This window comes from Mycobacterium sp. NPDC050441, assembly GCF_040655355.1.
Taxonomy (GTDB): Bacteria; Actinomycetota; Actinomycetes; order Mycobacteriales; family Mycobacteriaceae; genus Mycobacterium.
Genome location: NZ_JBFAJS010000006.1, coordinates 125128 through 141287, shown reverse-complemented (window position 1 = coordinate 141287; position 16160 = coordinate 125128). Strand labels below are relative to the sequence as shown.

Below are 16160 nucleotides of genomic sequence, written 5' to 3'. Positions count from 1 at the left end.
TCTATCGTTGCCGATCTCGCACTTCCGACCGGCGATTGCTGGCTGCACCTCCACCCGCCCGCGCGGCGGCATACTCAGCGGATGCGCAAGCTCGGGTCGAAGGTGTGGCTGGCCATTCTCGGCGTGGTGCTGATCCTCGGCATGACGTGTTGCCAGTTCAGGGGCTCGTGGTCGGCCGGCCTGATCGACAACGCGTTGAAGCGCCAACCCGGCGTCACGTTCGTCACACATACCGTCTCGAGCAACAGCGGGTTCGGGGTCCGCACCGCCGGCTTCGATGTCTACGTCAGTGCCGATGCCACCGCAGACCAACTGTCGGCGCTCGGGCGCACCTTCGCCGACCAGATCCACGGGTCGATGGTGTACGGCGGGCTGGGGGCCAGCCTCCATGTGAGACGTTCAGCCCCATCCTTCCCCGCCCAGTCAGGCTCCACGATGTATCTCGGCTTCGAACCGTCGAAGGCCACCCCGGACGCGCCGTGGCAGGACTGGCTCAGACTGTCGCAGGGTGACTACGGGTACGAGATCGCCGGGTCGGCATCCCCCGACGGCGCGTGGCGATCGGCGAACACCAGTCTGGAGGTGACCCTGCGCAGTTTCGACCATTGGAGTGACCCGCTCGGCGCTTCGCAGTTCGCGGCCTCGGTCCGGAAGCTGATCACCGACTTTCCGGACTCGACCGCGGACTGGAGCATCTTCGATGCGGACAGCAACAGAGCACCGAGCATCCGGTCGAACCACGGCCTGCCCACCCGGGAGCAGCTCGCTCTCTGGGAGGCACTCGATCGGCTGGCACCGACCAAGGGGGGATTCGATCTGAAGCCGCCTCGCTTGTCCATCGAGGACGTGCCTACGGGTGACGACGTGGATCGCGTTGTCGTCGACCAGCTTCAGCTCGTCAAGAACTCGGGACTGCCCGCGGTGTACGAAATCGAGGACGCACAGATCACCGTCCGGCCCGGGGGTTGTTCGAAGGATGCTCAGGAACCCCAGCCGCGGACGCCACCGATGGCGGACCTGCAGACCAGGCTGCGCGCCCAGTTCGAGAACTGTCCGCGGTGAGCCCTGCCGGCACGGCCGGTGCTATCCGCCCGCGATGCAGAACGCGTTGCCGGCCGGGTCGTTGAGCACGACCCAGCGGAACTCTTCGCCGAAGCTGTGCCGCCCGGTCTCGGTGGCGCCGAGGCCCACCAGCCGGGTTACCTCGGCTTCCATGTCCGCAGCGTGGAAGTCGACGTGTACGCGGTTCTTGCCCGGAGTCGGGTCGTCGACGTGCTGAAAACCGAGGTTGGGCCCGTTGGGCAGCTCGACGAGAACGAATTCGCCTGGGACGACGGCATTTACCGTGCCGTCGACGGCCTGCGCCCACCACCGGGCCAGCGTGTCGGGATCGGTGCAGTCGAACGTGATCATTTCCACCGAGAGCGTCATGGCGCCGACCCTAGACCGAGGCGGTGACACCCCGTCAGTGCGGCGAAAGAAACGCCTGTAATGCCGCCGAGTAGGCCGCGACGTCGTGGGCGCCCATGAACTCCCGCGCGGAGTGCATGGCCAACTGGGCCGCACCCACGTCGACGGTCGGGATTCCGGTGCGCGCCGAGGTCATCGGCCCGATGGTCGACCCGCACGGCAGGTCGGCGCGGTGCTCATAGCGTTGCAGCGGAACGCCGGCCTGATCGCAGGCCAGCGCGAACGCCGCCGCGGTGCGGCCGTCGGTCGCGTAGCGCAGGTTGGGCTGCACCTTGAGCACGGGCCCGGCGTTGACCTCGATCAGGTGGCCGGGCTCATGGCGGTCCGGGTAGTTCGGGTGCGTCGCATGCGCCATGTCCCCGGAGGCCACCATCGATCCGGCCGACCGGCGCAGGAAGTCTTCCCGGCTACCACCCGCGGCGAGCACGATGCGCTCGAGCACGGTCGGCAGCAGCTCGGACTGTGCGCCGTGATCCGACGTCGAGCCGACTTCCTCGTGGTCGAACAGCGCCAGCACCGCCACGTGGGTGTCGGAGCCTGCCGCCAGGAATCCCTCCAGCCCGGCATAGCAGGTGGCCTGGTTGTCCAGCCGCGGTGCGCTGACGAACTCACGGTCGGCTCCGGTGATCGCCGACGGCGTCAGGTCGTGGGTCATCAGATCAAAACCGAGCAGCCCATCCGGTTGGACCCCGGCCCGCTCGGCCACGAACCCGACGAAGGACCGCGGACGCTCCCCGAGGCCCCACACCGCGTTGACGTGGCGCTGCGGATCCGGGCTCACGCCCTTGCGATCCTCGGACAGGTGAATGGCGAGCTGCGGCACGCGCAGGATCGGATCGTCGATCCGGATCAGCCGATGTTCGATGCGGTTGCCGTCGCGGACCGAGAGCCGGCCGCTGATCCCGAGGTCTCGGTCCAGCCAGGAGTTCAGCCAGGCCCCGCCGTACGGCTGCAGCGCCACCACCTGCCAGCCTGCGACGACCCGGTCCGGGTGCTGTTTGACCCGGAGGTTGGGGCTGTCGGTGTGACCGCCGACGACCCGGAACGGCGCAGCAGGGTCAGTGCCCTCGGCATTCCAGGCCACCAGTGAACCCGCGCGCACCGTGAAGCACTTTCCTCGCGAGCCTGGCCAGCTGTCGGTCTCGGCCAGCTCGGTGTATCCCGCGTCACGCAAGTGTTGCGCGGCGGTGGCGCACACGTGGAACGGAGACGGTGACGCATCGATGAACTCGCACAGGCTCTGGGGGCTAGCTGGCATCTTTTCATCTTGACCGGCGAAGCGGCCGCAGGTGTCGGTAGGGTCGGTTTGTGCCCGATCCGATCCCCCAGCCGGTGCTGAACCTTCTGACACGGGCAGCCATCTTTCTGGTGCTGACGATCGAGGAAGACGGTGAGCAGGCCGTTCACGACGTGCTTCCCGACATCTCGGGCATCGTCCGCTCGATCTGGTTCCGCGATACCACCAAGGAGCTGTCGCTGGTGGCCGGGATCGGTTCGGCGGCCTGGGATCGCCTGTTCGCCGGGCCGCGTCCGGCCAGTCTGCATCCGTTCATCGCTCTCGACGGCGGACGACATCAGGCACCGTCCACCCCGGGTGATGTGTTGTTGCACATCCGCGCCGACACCATGGACGTGTGTTTCGAGTTGGCCGACCGCATGCTGCAGGAGTTCGGCAGTGCCGTCACGGTTGTCGACGAGGTGCACGGGTTCCAGTACTTCGACAACCGGGACCTCCTCGGCTTCGTCGACGGCACCGAGAACCCGAACGGGTCCACTGCGGCGGCCGCCGTTCAGATCGGCGCCGAGGACCCCGAGTTCGCCGGAGCCAGCTACGTGCACATCCAGAAGTACGTGCATGCGATGACGGATTGGCGCTCCCTGTCGGTCGAGGAACAGCAGCGCGTAATCGGGCGCACCAAGCTCGACGACATCGAAATGCCCGACGACGTCAAACCTTCCAACTCTCACATCGCGCTGAATGTCATCACCGATGAGGACGGCAACGAGCTGAAGATCGTGCGGCGCAACATGCCGTTCGGTGAACTCGGCGGCGGCGAATTCGGCACGTACTACATCGGCTACTGCGCCGACCCGGCCATCACCGAACGCATGCTGACCAACATGTTCATCGGCGATCCTCCCGGCAACACCGACCGGATCCTCGATTTCTCCACCGCCGTGACCGGCGGCATGTTCTTCGTCCCCACCATCGACTTCCTCGATGATCCACCGCCGCTTCCGGTTTCGGTCGCGGAACCGGCGGCACCCGAGAAAGACCCCTCCCTTGCGATCGGCAGCTTGAAAGGAATCCCGCAATGAACAACTTGTACCGCGAGCTGGCCCCGATCACCGAGTCCGCGTGGGCGGAGATCGAACTCGAGGCCAGCCGAACCTTCAAGCGCCACATCGCCGGCCGGCGCGTGGTCGATGTCAGCGAGCCCGGCGGCCCGGTCACCGCGGCGGTCAGCACGGGCCATCTGCTCGACGTGAAGTCGCCCGGTGAAGGCGTGGTCGCCCACCTGCGCGGCGCCAGGCCGCTGGTGCGCCTGCGCGTGCCGTTCACGGTGTCGCGCACCGCGATTGACGACGTCGAGCGCGGCGCGCAGGACTCCGACTGGGATCCGGTCAAGGACGCCGCCAAGAAGCTGGCCTTCGTCGAGGACCGGGCGATCTTCGAGGGCTATCCGGCGGCTGAGATCGAAGGCATCCGCAGCTCGAGCTCCAACCCGGCGCTGGCCCTGCCCGACGACGCCCGCGAGATTCCCGACGTGATCGCCCAGGCGCTCTCAGAACTGCGACTGGCCGGTGTCGACGGGCCGTACTCGGTGCTGCTCTCGGCCGCCACGTACACCAAGGTCAGCGAGACCACCGCGCACGGTTATCCCATCCGCGAGCACCTGAGCCGGCTGGTCGACGGTGAGATCATCTGGGCGCCGGCGATCGACGGAGCGTTCGTCCTGTCCACCCGCGGTGGGGATTTCGATCTGCAACTGGGCACCGACGTGTCGATCGGCTACCTGTCCCACGACGCCGAGAGCGTGCAGCTGTACCTGCAGGAGACCATGACGTTCCTGGCCTACACCGCCGAGGCGTCCGTCGCCCTCACCGCCTGATCCCCTTGCACCGCGAGCGACCGTGTCTGTACGCCGACACGCCGTAAATTGCGTACCTCAGCGGTCGCTCGCAGTGCCGAGTGAGGCAGAAAGCTAGACCGAGAGCACCGCGTCGAGCGCGGAGTAGAACAAACCGAGCCCGTCATCGGACGGACCGGTCAACGCCTCGGTGGCATGTTCGGGGTGCGGCATCAGGCCGACGACACGACGGTTTTCCGAGCAGACGCCCGCGATGCCGCGCATCGAGCCGTTGAGGTTCTCGCGGTAGCGGAAGACCACACGACCCTCACCCTCGAGTTCGTCGAGCACCGCCTCGGAGGCGACGTAACGGCCCTCCCCCGACTTCAACGGGATCAGCAGATCCGCGCCGGCGTCATACCGGGTGGTCCACGCGGTGGTGTTGGAGGCGACCTCCAGCCACACATCGCGGCAGATGAAATGCAGGCCGGCGTTACGGGTCAGTGCGCCTGGGAGCAGCCCGGCCTCGCACAGCACCTGGAAGCCGTTGCAGATCCCGAGGACCGGCATGCCGCGACCGGCAGCTTCCACCACCGAACCCATCACGGGGGCGAACTTCGCGATCGCCCCGCAGCGCAGGTAGTCGCCGTAGGAGAAGCCGCCGGGGACGACGACCGCGTCGACACCCTTCAGATCGGCGTCGGCGTGCCACAGGCTGACCGCCTCGGCCCCGGCCAGACGTACCGCACGGGCCGCGTCGACGTCGTCGAGCGTCCCGGGGAAGGTGATCACCCCGACACGGGTGCTCACGAATCCTCCCGGCTCACCGAAAAGTCCTCGATAACCGTGTTGGCCAGCAGAGACTCAGCGATCTCGGCCAGGGTTTCGTCGGCTACGGAGTCGTCGACTTCGAGCTCGAAACGCTTGCCCTGACGGACGTCCGCGATACCACCATGTCCAAGACGACCAAGTGCCCCGACGATCGCCTGACCTTGCGGGTCGAGGATCTCCGCCTTGGGCATGACGTGCACAACCACCTTTGCCACGGCGCACACTCTACCGGCACGACCCGATGTAAGCCGTGCACAGTGGGTCGGCCAGCGCATCGAGCACCTGGCGATCGGACGGCGCCGACCATGGAACCTGTGGTGGCGTGCTCGACCACATGGCCAGCTCCACCACAGTGCTGTTGTCCGGATCGGCGAGCAGGTACTGATGCAGGACCCTGGTGTTACCGAAATTGATCGCCGCCACCAGCTGCCCAGGCCGGTCGGTGGTGATCGACGTCCCGACCCCTGGACAGCTGCGCAGCGCACCCCCGGCGCCCTGCACCACCGCGAGAGCGGTCTGTCCGCCCAGCCATGTCTCCCCGCGCCAATGGAGGACCTGGACCCGCAGTTGCCATTGACCGGCGGGCTGCGTCACCTCCGATCGCGCCGCGACGGCGTAGCCGCGCGGGTCACCGGGCACGAGCGGCGACCCACACTCCTCCTCGAGGCGGAAGCGCGGTGCCACTGCGGTCACGGCCAAGCCGGCCAGTCCGGGCCAGCGGTACTCACGGGCCAGCGGGAGCTTCGACGCGGGAACCCACGCTGAATCCGGGATGCGGTCACACAGCGGCGGGCAGTCGGCGCTGGGCTCCGACCAAGCCGAAGGGGGCCCTACGGCCAGCCCGCAGAGCACGATCGACATCGTCACGATCACCCGCCAGATCCCCACCGAGCGCCACAATATAGGGATGCAACTCACGCATTTCGGACATTCGTGCCTACTGGCCAGCATTTCCGACACCACCGTGCTGTTCGACCCGGGCAACTTCTCGCACGGCTTCGAAGGCATCACCGGCTTGTCGGCCATCCTGATCACCCACCAGCACCCCGACCACGCCGACACCACGCGGTTGCCCGCGCTTATCGCGGCCAACCCACAGGCGGCGTTGTATGCCGACCCGCAGACCGCCGCGCAGCTCGGCGAGCCGTGGCGGGCAGTGCATGTCGGTGACGCGTTCCGGGTCGGCTCGCTCAATGTGCGCGGGACCGGTGGCAGGCATGCCGTCATCCACCCGGAAATCCCTGTGATCGACAATATTTCGTACCTGCTGGGCGACGACGAGCATCCGGCCCGGCTCATGCATCCGGGTGACGCGCTGTTCGTCCCCGGCGAACCGGTCGATGTGCTCGCCACGCCGGCGGCGGCACCGTGGATGAAAATCGCAGAGGCCGTGGACTTCCTGCGCGCGGTAGCGCCGACCCGGGCGGTGCCGATCCATCAGGGGATCATCGAACCGGGCGCGCGGGGCATCTACTACGGGCGATTGGCCGAGATGACGAACACCGACTTCCAGGTGCTCACCGAGGAAAACGGCACCGAATTCTGATTCGGTGCCCTCAGGCGATATCGCCGGCCGCACCCCGTCCGGCCGCCCGGCCGGAGAAGATGCAGCCGCCCAGGAACGTGCCTTCCAGGGACCGGTAGCCGTGCACCCCGCCGCCGCCGAATCCAGCCGCCTCGCCCGCCGCGTACAGTCCGGCGAACGCGGTGCCGTTCTCCTTGAGCACCCGGGAATCCAGATCGGTCTCCAACCCGCCCAAAGACTTTCGGGTCAGGATGTGTAGTTTGACGGCGATCATCGGACCGGCCTTCGGGTCGGTGAGCGGGTGCGGGGCGACGACGCGGCTGAACCGGTCACCGAGGTAGCTGCGGGCCGCCCGGATCGCGGTGACCTGCCCGTCTTTGGTGAACTTGTTGACCACCTCGCGGTCTCGCGCGGTGACCTCGGCGGCCACCGTGGCGTAGTCGAGTTCCAGCACGTCGGGCACGTCGTTCATGGCGGCCACCAGCTCGCGCAGTGAACGCGCGCTGACGAAGTCGACACCCCGGTCGACGAAGGCCTGCACCGGGGCCGGCGCACCGGGACGTACCCGCGACAGCACGTCACGCACGCTGCGGGAGGTGAGGTCGGGGTTCTGTTCCTGGCCGGACAACGCGAATTCCTTGGCGATGATCCGCGCGTTGAGGATGAACCAGGTGTAGTCCTGCCCGGTGCGGCAGATGTGTTCGAGCGTGCCGAGGGTGTCGAAGCCGGGGTACAGCGGCCCGGGAAGTCGTTTTCCGTTGGCGTCCAACCACAATGATGACGGACCGGGCAGGATGCGGATCCCGTGGTCGGGCCAGATCGGATCGTAGTTGGTGATGCCTTCGGTGTAGTGCCACATCCGGTCGCTGTTGATGACGTGCCCGCCGGCCTGCTCGGAGATGTCGATCATGCGGCCGTCGACGTGCGCAGGTACACCGCTGAGCAGCTGGTCGGGTACCCGGCCCATCCGGGCCGGCCAGTTCTTGCGCACCAGGTCGTGGTTGCCACCGATTCCACCGCTGGCCACGATCACGGCCGATGCACGGAACTCGAACTCTCCGACGATGTTCCGCGACGAGGGCGCTCCGCGGGGAGCGTCGGACGGCTCCAGCACCGAACCCCGGACGCCGACGACGGCGCCGTCGGAGACGATGAGTTCATCGACGCGGTGCCGGTGGGCAAATCGCACCCGGGGCTCATCCACCAACCGGCGGGCGAAGACGTCGACGATCGCCGGGCCGGTCCCCCAGGTGATGTGGAAGCGCGGCACCGAGTTGCCGTGCCCCAGCGCTCCGTAACCACCCCGCTCGGCCCACCCGACCAAGGGGAAGGTCTGCAAACCCCGCGACCGTAGCCAGCTGCGCTTCTCCCCCGCAGCGAAATCGACGTAGGCGTGCGCCCACTCCCGTGGCCAGTGGTCCTCGGGCCGGTCGAAACCGGCGGTGCCCAACCAGTCCTGCAGGGCCAGCTCCTGGCTGTCGTGGATGCCGAGCCTGCGCTGTTCGGGACTGTCGACGAAGAACAGGCCGCCGAACGACCAGAACGCCTGGCCGCCCAGGTTCGCAGCGTTCTCCTGGTCGACGATCAGTACCCGGAGGCCCCGGCCTGAACTCCCGGCTCCGCCGGGGCGCTCGACCAGTTCACATGCGGCGACCAATCCGGCCAGACCCGCCCCCACGACAATGACATCGGCGTCTGCCATGAGACGCAAGACTAGACCTAGTCAGGCGGCCTCGGTCAGTACCGAAAATCCTCGCCACCGGTAAACGGTGGGCACGCACTGGTGCAGCAAAGCCAGGTCGATCGCGTCGAGCATCGCCTGCCTGGGGCCGGGCCTGCGCAGGTGTCTCGCAGCGACCGCGACCCGCACCGTACCCTCGCGTCGCGCAGTGCGCTCAGCGGCGAGCACGACGGTTCGGCACCACCACGGCTCGGACAGAAATCCCTCGCCGATACCCACCACCCGCGCTCGCGTCGTGGTCTGCCGGACCAGGTCGGTGATGCCGTTCAGATCGGCGAGCAGTCGAAAGCCGTTGCGCGGCAATGCCGTCACGGTGCCCTGCGAAACAGTCCAGCCAGGGGCGGCGAACAACCGGGTACGCAGACCCAGGTGTTCGAGCACCCGGTCGGCGCCCATCAGTCGCAGGTTGGCCTCATGGGCGGGCAAAGTAGCGAACTCGCCGCGACGCTTCTTGGTCGCGGCCTCGTCGTAGCCGTGGAGCACGATGGCGTCACCGCCGCTGCGCCGACGGGACAGCCATTCCACGGTGTCGGCATCACGGTCTAACCGGTAACCGCCCTTGAGCCGCGGTGCCACCATCATCGAGGCGGGAACGCCACGGGTGTCGAGCTCGGCGCAGAACGACTCGACGTCAGCCATCGTGCGATCGCTGATCTGCGATATCGAGACGATGAGTTGTCCGGTCACGCTGCCAGTGTGGCAACGTCACATGTCGGGACGGTGTCGAACACTCTGACGCCGAGTGTCCATTGGGATAGACCCTGCGATCAGGCCGGCAGGACCGCTTCGATGGCCGCGATCACCTCGGGTGCGTCCGGTTCGGTGCGGGGACGGAACCGGTTGGCCACCGTCCCACCCGGGGCGAGCAGAAACTTCTCGAAGTTCCACTGGATGTCCCCGGCTTTCCCGTCGGCATCGGTGGCCTGGGTCAGCTCGGTGTAGAGCGGGTGGCGGTCGGTGCCGTTGACATCTGTCTTGGCCAGCAACGGGAACGTCACCCCGTAGGTGGACGAGCAGAACGTCTGGATCTCCTCGGCGCTGCCCGGTTCCTGACCCATGAATTGGTTGCAGGGGACTCCGACGACGGTCAACCCGCGCGCAGCGTAATCCTGTGCGAGTTTCTCCAGGGCGCTGTACTGCGGCGTCAGCCCACATTTGGACGCCACGTTGACCACCAGCGCTGCGCCGGTTGCCAACTCGGCCAACGTCGTCGGCTTGCCGTCGAGAGTGGTCAGCGGAATCTCGTTGAGGCTCATGTGCGCGAGGTTACCGGAGCCATCTCACCTAGTTGTCGAACAGGATGGCGGCCAGGCTCTCCACCTTGGCGATCGGATCGCCCGCGGTGTCGATCGCGTCGTTGAGCCACAACATCGAAAACCCGTGCACCAGGGACCATGCGGCGAGGGCGGCACTTTCCGGGTCGGCGGCGGCCTTGGGGTCGGCCAGGGTGCCGACCCCGCGGTTGAGTTCGGCGCCCGCGGACGATGCGGCCGCAACCAGTTCGGCGTCCGTGTCGTCGTAGAGCGACTTGTCGAACATCACCTCGTAGTGGCCGGGATGGGCGAGGGCGAACCGCACGTAGGCCTTGGCGGCGTCGATGAATTGTGGCCTGGCCTCGGTCAGCGCCTCGGCCAGAAGCTGAAACCCTTCGGTGGCCAGCGCGGTGAACAACCCGCGCCGGTCCGTGAAGTGGTGCGCAGGGGCCGCATGTGAGACCCCCGCGGCCCGCGCGAGTTCGCGTAGCGAGATGCCGTCGGCGCCGCGTTCGGCCACCAGGGTGGCGGCCTGCGCGAGGATCGCGGCCTTGAGGTCGCCATGGTGATAGCCCATGCGGCCCATCCTAATCCCGGATCTTGACAACGCCTAGATAGCGCGTAGCGTGTTTGATCTAGACACCGACAAGATCGGAGCCTGCGATGGCCGTCTTTCTGACTCTGATTCTGGGCAGCGTGGCGGCCCGTGCAGTCGGCCTGCTCGGCGTGGATTACCTCGACAGTTGGCCTGAGGCAATCGCGGTCGGGTTGGCCGCGATGTTCCTCATGACAGGCGTCGCACACTTCGTCAATCCGTTGCGGCGCGACATGATCGCCATCGTGCCCCCGGCCCTGCCCGCCCCGGGTGCCCTGGTGACGGTCACCGGCGTGCTGGAACTGGCCGGTGCGGCCGGGTTGCTCTGTCCGCCCACCCGGGTGGCGGCCGCAGTCTGCCTGTTCCTGCTCATGCTGGCCATGTACCCCGCCAACATTCACGCCGCACGGATGCCGAACCCGCCGAAGTCGATGACCTCGCGGTTAAGCGTCCGGACCGCCGAAGAGGCTGTGTACCTGGCCGCTGCCGTAATTGTCGCGATCGGCGGCAGCTAGCAGCCAGGCGTACTGGAACGCGGCTTCCTTCCACCTCTCGTACCGTCCGGACAGACCGCCGTGGCCGGCCACCATCTCCGTCTTGAGCAGCACGGGATGACCGTCAGTCTTGGTGTGTCGCAGTGCGGCAACCCATTTGGCCGGTTCGACGTAGTACACCCGGGTGTCGTTGAGCGAGGTCATCGCCAGGATCGCCGGATAGTCCTGCGCCGCCACGTTCTCGTAGGGGGTGTAGGACTTCATATAGCGGTAGACCTCGGGGTCCGCCAAGGGATTTCCCCACTCGTCCCACTCGGTCACGGTCAGCGGCAACGACGGATCCAGGATCGTCGTCAGCGCATCGACGAACGGCACCTGGGCCAGGATCCCGGCGAACAACTCCGGGGCCATGTTGGCCACCGCGCCCATCAACAATCCGCCGGCGCTGCCACCGAGGGCCACCAGATTCTGCGGGCGGGTCACGCCGGCGTCGATGAGATGGCGTGCCGCCGCGATGAAGTCGGTGAAGGTGTTGGTCTTCTCCAGCATCTTGCCGTGCTCGTACCACGGCCGGCCCAGCTCTCCGCCGCCGCGCACATGGGCGATCGCGAACACCATGCCGCGGTCCAGCAACGACAACCGGGCGATCGAGAACCGTGGATCCTCACACGACTCGTAGGCGCCGTAACCGTAGAGCAGCGCAGGCGCCGGGAACTGCAGTCCGGCCCGGTGGATGATCGAGATCGGAACCCGCGTCCCATCGGAGGCGGTCGCCCAATCTCGGCGCTCCACATAGTCTTCCGGTCGGTAGTCGCCCAGCACCGGTTGTTCGCGCAGCAGGGTGCGCTCCCCGGTGGCCAGGTCCAGGTCGTAGATCCGCGCCGGAGTGATGAACGAGGTCGCGCCGATGCGCAACTTCGGGGTGGACCAGTTCGGGTTGCCGCCCATCCCCGCGGCAGTCAGCTCGGAGTCGAAGGTCAGCTCCTCGCGCGTGCCGTAGCCGTCGGCGGTGAGCGGCCACAGTGCCATCTTCGGCAATGCCTCACTGCGGTAACTGATCACCAGGAAACCGTCGAACGCATCGATCCCGTCCAGCCGCACGTCGGGCCGGTGTTCGATCAGGGGGCGGAAGTCACTGGGATCGCTGACCGGAGCGTCCACCAGCATGAAGTTCTCGGCGCCGTCGTTGTGCAGGATCAGGAACCGGTCCTCGCCCCCGACCACGGCGTGCTCGACGGAGTACTCCACCAGGTCGCGTCGCTCCCAGACTGTGGTGAGCTCGGCGGTCGGGTCATTCGCATCGACATAGCGGACATCGGTGGTGACCGCGCTGCCTGAGGCGACGAACAGGTATTTGTCGCTGCGGCTGCGACCGATCGCGACCCAGAACCGCTCGTCCGGTTCGTGATACACCTTCTCCGCCGGCAGGCCCGACGCCAGCCGGTGCCGCCACACGGTGTCGGGCCGCCAGGCGTCGTCCACCGTGGTGTAGTACAGCGTGCGGCCGTCGGCCGCCCAGGTGCCGCCGGCGCCGATCCCGACGATCGTGTCGTCGTAGAGCGCACCGGTGCGTAAATCCTTGAACTTCATGGTGTATCGCTCGTCGCCCAAGACGTCCACCGAATAGGCCAGGATATTGCCGTCCAGGCTCACCGTGGCAGCGCCGAGCGAGAAGTACTCGTGGCCGTCGGCCTCGACATTCTCGTCGAGCAAGACCTGCTCACCGGAAATCTCGGCACCCTCGTCGAGCTCCGGAGGCGTCCAGTCGCCGGGATCGCCGATCGGGCACCGACAGTGCACCGCGTACTGCTTGCCCTCGAAGCTGCGCGCGTAGTACCACCAGCCGTTGCGGCGCATCGGCACCGAGAGGTCGGTTTCCTTGGTGCGGGCCTTGATCTCGTCGAAGATCTTCTGCCGCAACGGCTCCAGATGCCCGGTGGCGTCCTCGGCGTAGGCGTTCTCGGCCTCCAGGTGCGCGATCACCTCGGGATCGTCCTTGTCGCGCAACCATTCGTAGGGGTCGATGAACACATCACCGTGGTGCTCACGACGATGGTTGCCGCGCTTGGCGACCGGCGGCTGCACGGACGGGGTCATGCGCCGATCCAATCCTCGAACCGCAGACCCGAAATCCGTTCGTACGCCTCGATGTACCGGTCCCGGGTGGCCGCCACGATCTCCTCGGGCAGCGGTGGCGGCGGAGTGTCGCCGTGCCGATCCCAGCCCGAGTCGGGCCCGGTCAGCCAGTTGCGGACGAACTGCTTGTCGAAGCTGTCCTGCACCACACCCTGCTGATAGGACTCGGCGCGCCAGTACCGCGACGAATCCGGGGTGAACACCTCATCGGCGAGCACCACGTTGCCGTGCCCATCGACGCCGAACTCGAATTTGGTATCGGCGATGATGATGCCCTTGGTCAACGCGTGGTCGGCACCTTGCAGGTAGGTCTGCAGCGTGCGTTCCTTCAACTGGTTGGCCAGCACCGGCCCGACCAGGTCGATCACCTGCGCGAACGCGATGTTCTCGTCATGCTCGCCGATATCGGCCTTGGTGGCCGGGGTGAACAGCGGCTCGTCGAACTTGCTCGCCTCCCCCAGGCCCGGCGGCAGCGGGATGCCGCACACCGAACCCGACGCCTGATAGTCGAGCAGTCCGGAGCCGGTCAGGTAGCCACGGGCCACACATTCCACCGGCAGCATCTTCAGCTTCCTCACCACCAGCGCGCGGCCCAGCACCTCGGCCGGGATGCGCTCGTCGTCCGGCGGCCCGGCGAGATGGTTGGGCGCGCTGATCAGGTCGAAGAAGAACACGCTCATGGCTGTCAGGATCCGGCCCTTGTCCGGGATCTGCGAGTCGAGGACGTAGTCGTAGGCCGAGATGCGGTCGGTCGCCACGAACAGCAGGTGCTCGTCGTCGATGCGGTACAACTCGCGGACCTTGCCGCTGGCCAGGTGCTGGTAGTCGGACAGAGCGGGACGCATTGGGCCAGCCTATGTGTTGGGATCGGTTCCATGAGATCGCGGTACCTGCCCTATGCCAGCAGACCCGGCCGCTTGTTGGCCCAGTTGTTCAGCGACGTGGCCGTCATCACCTGGACCGCGGTGTGGATATTGGTCGGGATGGCCGTGCACTCAGCGGTATCGACCATCGCCGAGGTCGGCAGGCAGGTCGAGAGCGGCGCCAACGGGATTGCAGACAACCTCGGCTCCGCCGGAGACAGCACCGACAGTGTTCCCCTGGTGGGCGACACCCTGAGCAAGCCGCTGCGCGCTGCCAGCGACGCCGCCCTCGACATCGCCGGCGCCGGCCACAACCTCGACAGCACGGCGAGCTGGCTGGCGTGGGTGTTGGCCCTGGCGGTGGCCGCCGCACCGATCCTCTTCGTGGCGATGCCCTGGCTCTACCTTCGGGTGCGGTTCTTCCGGCGCAAGTGGACCGCGATCACCCTGGCCTCGACCGCCGCCGGGGAGCAGCTGCTCGCGCTGCGGGCACTGGCCAACCGGCCGCTGGCCAAGCTGACCGCGGTGTCCGACGACCCCGTCGGAGCGTGGCGCAGTCAAGACCAGCGCGCCATCCGCGGCCTGGCCGCCCTGGAACTGCGTTCTGCCGGCATGCGTCTGCGCCGTATCGAGTAAACCCCCCGCGATTTCGGTGCAATCAGCGGCGCCCACCGCCGCCAAACGCACCCAAATCGCAGGGGTGGGAACCGTTTGACGGGGCACACCGTCCAAATTGCGTGCTCGAGGACTATCTGCGCGACCACGACGGTGTGATCACGCTTGCGCAGGCCAAGCAGGCTGGACTGAGCCAGGATGCGGTCAACCGCAGGGTCCGGTCCGGACGTTGGCTCCGCTGCTCGCCGGGGGTGTATTTCGTCGACGATCGACCGCTCACCGATTCAGCCCGGGTCAGGGCCGCTGTGTGGTCGGCGGGCCCGAATGCGACAGCAAGCGGACTGGCGGCCGCATGGTGGCACGAGGTGACGAGATACCTGCCGGAAATCGTTGAGGTCACCATCCCGAGAACGGGCCACCACCCGCAGCGGCATGGCATCACACTGCGCCGGCGTGACCTCGACCCCCGCGACATCGTGGAGCGCCGCGGATTGCGGGTGACCGCGCTGGCGCTGACCGTGGTCGAAGCTGCTGCCCGGCGTGGCGGCGGCGCCAAGCTCATGGACTCCGCGCTGCAACGCCACACCGAGCTGCGTGACCTGTGGCGGGCGCACCTGCGCAACAAGGGCCGACACGGTTCGCCCGCTGCCCGCAGGCTGCTCCAGGCCGCCGCCGACGGGGCACGTTCGGAAGCCGAGCGGTTACTGATCAGGCTGCTCAGAGAAGCCCGGATCACCGGTTGGAAGGCCAACTACCGCCTGGGCAGATACCTGATCGACGTGGCGTTCCCCGGCCACAGGCTCGCGATCGAAACCGACGGCTGGGCGTTCCACAGCGATCAGGAGGTCTTTCAAAAGGACCGGGTCAGACAGAACGAGATCGCGTTGATGGGCTGGCAGATCCTGCGATTTACCTGGCTGGATCTGACCGAGTACCCGCAGCGGGTGATCGCCGAGATCAGGTTTGCGGTCTACCCCAGCCCAGCCGCCGCATCCACGTTCCGAATGGGTGCCGCACAGTGACCGACCCCATCCGTACCTGGCCGCGCACGATGAGATGCAGCTGGTCTGACGGCGGGCTGGTGGGCACGTTGACCGTGGCACTTCCCGCGACGGCGTTGACGCCGTTGACATCGGCGGTGGCCGACGCGGGCAGGATCAGCTCGGTCGAGCTGCAGTAGTCGTCGATCACGATTTCCACCACCGGGCCGGGCAGTACCGCCGAGGTGAAGTCGAGCGTCGTGCTGCACATCCGGCTTTTCACGTGCAGAGCGGGCGCCACCGTCCACTGCCCACGCCGCACGATCGATGACATCCAACCTCGCAGCACTTCAGGCGGAAGCTGCACCGCCGGTGCCCTCATGGGCAGATCGGCCAGCACCGCGCTCAGCTCGCCGCGGGTGCGGGCAGCCAGTGCGGAGTCGTAGCGCTCGCTGAACTCGTCGAGCGTGATCAAGCCCTCGGCTACCGCGCGTTCGAGCAGTTGCCCTACCTTCGCGCGGTCGGCATCTGAGACTCGGAGATGGTCATTCTGGCCTGAGTCCATGCCTTGAGGTTAGGCGAACGG

Annotated in this window: 19 protein-coding genes; 7 read left to right on the top strand and 12 right to left on the bottom strand. The window is 67.1% G+C overall.

The genetic code is table 11. The features are described from left to right. The first annotated feature begins 81 nt into the window (after window positions 1-81). Complete coding sequence (locus AB0I14_RS19010) at window positions 82-1062, top strand: hypothetical protein (protein ID WP_358024765.1); 981 nt, start codon at window positions 82-84, stop codon at window positions 1060-1062. 21 nt (window positions 1063-1083) lie between these two features. Here the strand turns inward: AB0I14_RS19010 and AB0I14_RS19005 are convergent, their stop codons facing one another. Continuing rightward, window positions 1084-1431 carry a VOC family protein gene (locus AB0I14_RS19005; protein ID WP_358024762.1) on the bottom strand — a complete coding sequence of 116 codons (348 nt, stop codon included), beginning with the start codon at window positions 1429-1431 and terminating at the stop codon, window positions 1084-1086. 34 nt (window positions 1432-1465) lie between these two features. After that, entirely contained in the window at window positions 1466-2728 is a 1263-nt protein-coding gene (locus AB0I14_RS19000; RefSeq protein ID WP_358024759.1) for a M18 family aminopeptidase, read from the bottom strand. 50 nt (window positions 2729-2778) lie between these two features. Here AB0I14_RS19000 and AB0I14_RS18995 point away from each other — a divergent pair, with 50 nt between their 5' ends. Then, window positions 2779-3789 (top strand): Dyp-type peroxidase, encoded by a 1011-nt coding sequence (locus tag AB0I14_RS18995; protein ID WP_358024756.1) that lies wholly within the window; start codon window positions 2779-2781, stop codon window positions 3787-3789. After that, window positions 3786-4583 carry a family 1 encapsulin nanocompartment shell protein gene (locus AB0I14_RS18990; RefSeq protein WP_358024753.1) on the top strand — a complete coding sequence of 266 codons (798 nt, stop codon included), beginning with the start codon at window positions 3786-3788 and terminating at the stop codon, window positions 4581-4583. The genes AB0I14_RS18995 and AB0I14_RS18990 overlap by 4 nt, the downstream gene beginning before the upstream one ends. Before the next feature lie 93 nt (window positions 4584-4676). Here AB0I14_RS18990 and purQ read toward each other — a convergent pair whose 3' ends face one another. Genes purQ through AB0I14_RS18975 form a run of 3 tightly spaced genes read right to left on the bottom strand, consistent with a single transcriptional unit; the run spans window position 4677 to window position 6260 of the window. Beyond that, a complete protein-coding gene (gene purQ, locus AB0I14_RS18985) occupies window positions 4677-5351 on the bottom strand; it encodes a phosphoribosylformylglycinamidine synthase subunit PurQ (protein WP_358024750.1) in 675 nt (224 codons plus the stop codon). Continuing rightward, on the bottom strand, window positions 5348-5587 hold the full coding sequence (gene purS / locus AB0I14_RS18980; protein WP_054603966.1) for a phosphoribosylformylglycinamidine synthase subunit PurS: 240 nt from the start codon (window positions 5585-5587) through the stop codon (window positions 5348-5350). Before purS ends, purQ begins: the two co-directional genes overlap by 4 nt. Before the next feature lie 10 nt (window positions 5588-5597). Further along, window positions 5598-6260, bottom strand: a complete 663-nt coding sequence (locus tag AB0I14_RS18975; protein WP_358024745.1) for an ATPase — start codon at window positions 6258-6260, stop codon at window positions 5598-5600. Between the two features lie 19 nt (window positions 6261-6279). Here AB0I14_RS18975 and AB0I14_RS18970 point away from each other — a divergent pair, with 19 nt between their 5' ends. After that, a complete protein-coding gene (locus AB0I14_RS18970; protein ID WP_358024742.1) occupies window positions 6280-6918 on the top strand; it encodes an MBL fold metallo-hydrolase in 639 nt (212 codons plus the stop codon). Window positions 6919-6928: 10 nt separating this feature from the next. Here the strand turns inward: AB0I14_RS18970 and AB0I14_RS18965 are convergent, their stop codons facing one another. From AB0I14_RS18965 to AB0I14_RS18950, 4 genes are all read right to left on the bottom strand, one after another. Next, window positions 6929-8599 carry an FAD-binding dehydrogenase gene (locus AB0I14_RS18965; RefSeq protein ID WP_358024739.1) on the bottom strand — a complete coding sequence of 557 codons (1671 nt, stop codon included), beginning with the start codon at window positions 8597-8599 and terminating at the stop codon, window positions 6929-6931. 21 nt (window positions 8600-8620) lie between these two features. Then, entirely contained in the window at window positions 8621-9325 is a 705-nt protein-coding gene (locus AB0I14_RS18960; protein WP_358024736.1) for a DUF2334 domain-containing protein, read from the bottom strand. A gap of 80 nt (window positions 9326-9405) precedes the next feature. After that, on the bottom strand, window positions 9406-9894 hold the full coding sequence (locus tag AB0I14_RS18955; protein WP_358024733.1) for a glutathione peroxidase: 489 nt from the start codon (window positions 9892-9894) through the stop codon (window positions 9406-9408). Window positions 9895-9922: 28 nt separating this feature from the next. After that, the gene (locus tag AB0I14_RS18950) at window positions 9923-10468 is read right to left on the bottom strand and encodes a TetR/AcrR family transcriptional regulator (RefSeq protein WP_358024730.1); all 546 of its coding nucleotides are present in this window, start codon (window positions 10466-10468) and stop codon (window positions 9923-9925) included. Between the two features lie 86 nt (window positions 10469-10554). Between AB0I14_RS18950 and AB0I14_RS18945 the strand changes: the two genes are divergently transcribed. Then, window positions 10555-11001 (top strand): DoxX family protein, encoded by a 447-nt coding sequence (locus AB0I14_RS18945; RefSeq protein WP_358024727.1) that lies wholly within the window; start codon window positions 10555-10557, stop codon window positions 10999-11001. Here AB0I14_RS18945 and AB0I14_RS18940 read toward each other — a convergent pair. Together AB0I14_RS18940 and AB0I14_RS18935 are read right to left on the bottom strand one after the other, a co-directional pair. After that, window positions 10930-13077 (bottom strand): S9 family peptidase, encoded by a 2148-nt coding sequence (locus tag AB0I14_RS18940; protein WP_358024724.1) that lies wholly within the window; start codon window positions 13075-13077, stop codon window positions 10930-10932. The two genes, AB0I14_RS18945 and AB0I14_RS18940, sit on opposite strands and share 72 nt — an antisense overlap. Continuing rightward, a complete protein-coding gene (locus AB0I14_RS18935) occupies window positions 13074-13961 on the bottom strand; it encodes a phosphoribosylaminoimidazolesuccinocarboxamide synthase (RefSeq protein WP_358024721.1) in 888 nt (295 codons plus the stop codon). Before AB0I14_RS18935 ends, AB0I14_RS18940 begins: the two co-directional genes overlap by 4 nt. A gap of 30 nt (window positions 13962-13991) precedes the next feature. Between AB0I14_RS18935 and AB0I14_RS18930 the strand changes: the two genes are divergently transcribed. Beyond that, entirely contained in the window at window positions 13992-14615 is a 624-nt protein-coding gene (locus AB0I14_RS18930; RefSeq protein ID WP_358024718.1) for a hypothetical protein, read from the top strand. A gap of 101 nt (window positions 14616-14716) precedes the next feature. Continuing rightward, window positions 14717-15616, top strand: a complete 900-nt coding sequence (locus AB0I14_RS18925) for a type IV toxin-antitoxin system AbiEi family antitoxin domain-containing protein (RefSeq protein ID WP_358024715.1) — start codon at window positions 14717-14719, stop codon at window positions 15614-15616. Here AB0I14_RS18925 and AB0I14_RS18920 read toward each other — a convergent pair. Continuing rightward, the gene (locus tag AB0I14_RS18920; protein ID WP_358024712.1) at window positions 15552-16139 is read right to left on the bottom strand and encodes a DUF1707 domain-containing protein; all 588 of its coding nucleotides are present in this window, start codon (window positions 16137-16139) and stop codon (window positions 15552-15554) included. The genes AB0I14_RS18925 and AB0I14_RS18920 overlap by 65 nt on opposite strands. Window positions 16140-16160: the final 21 nt, after the last annotated feature.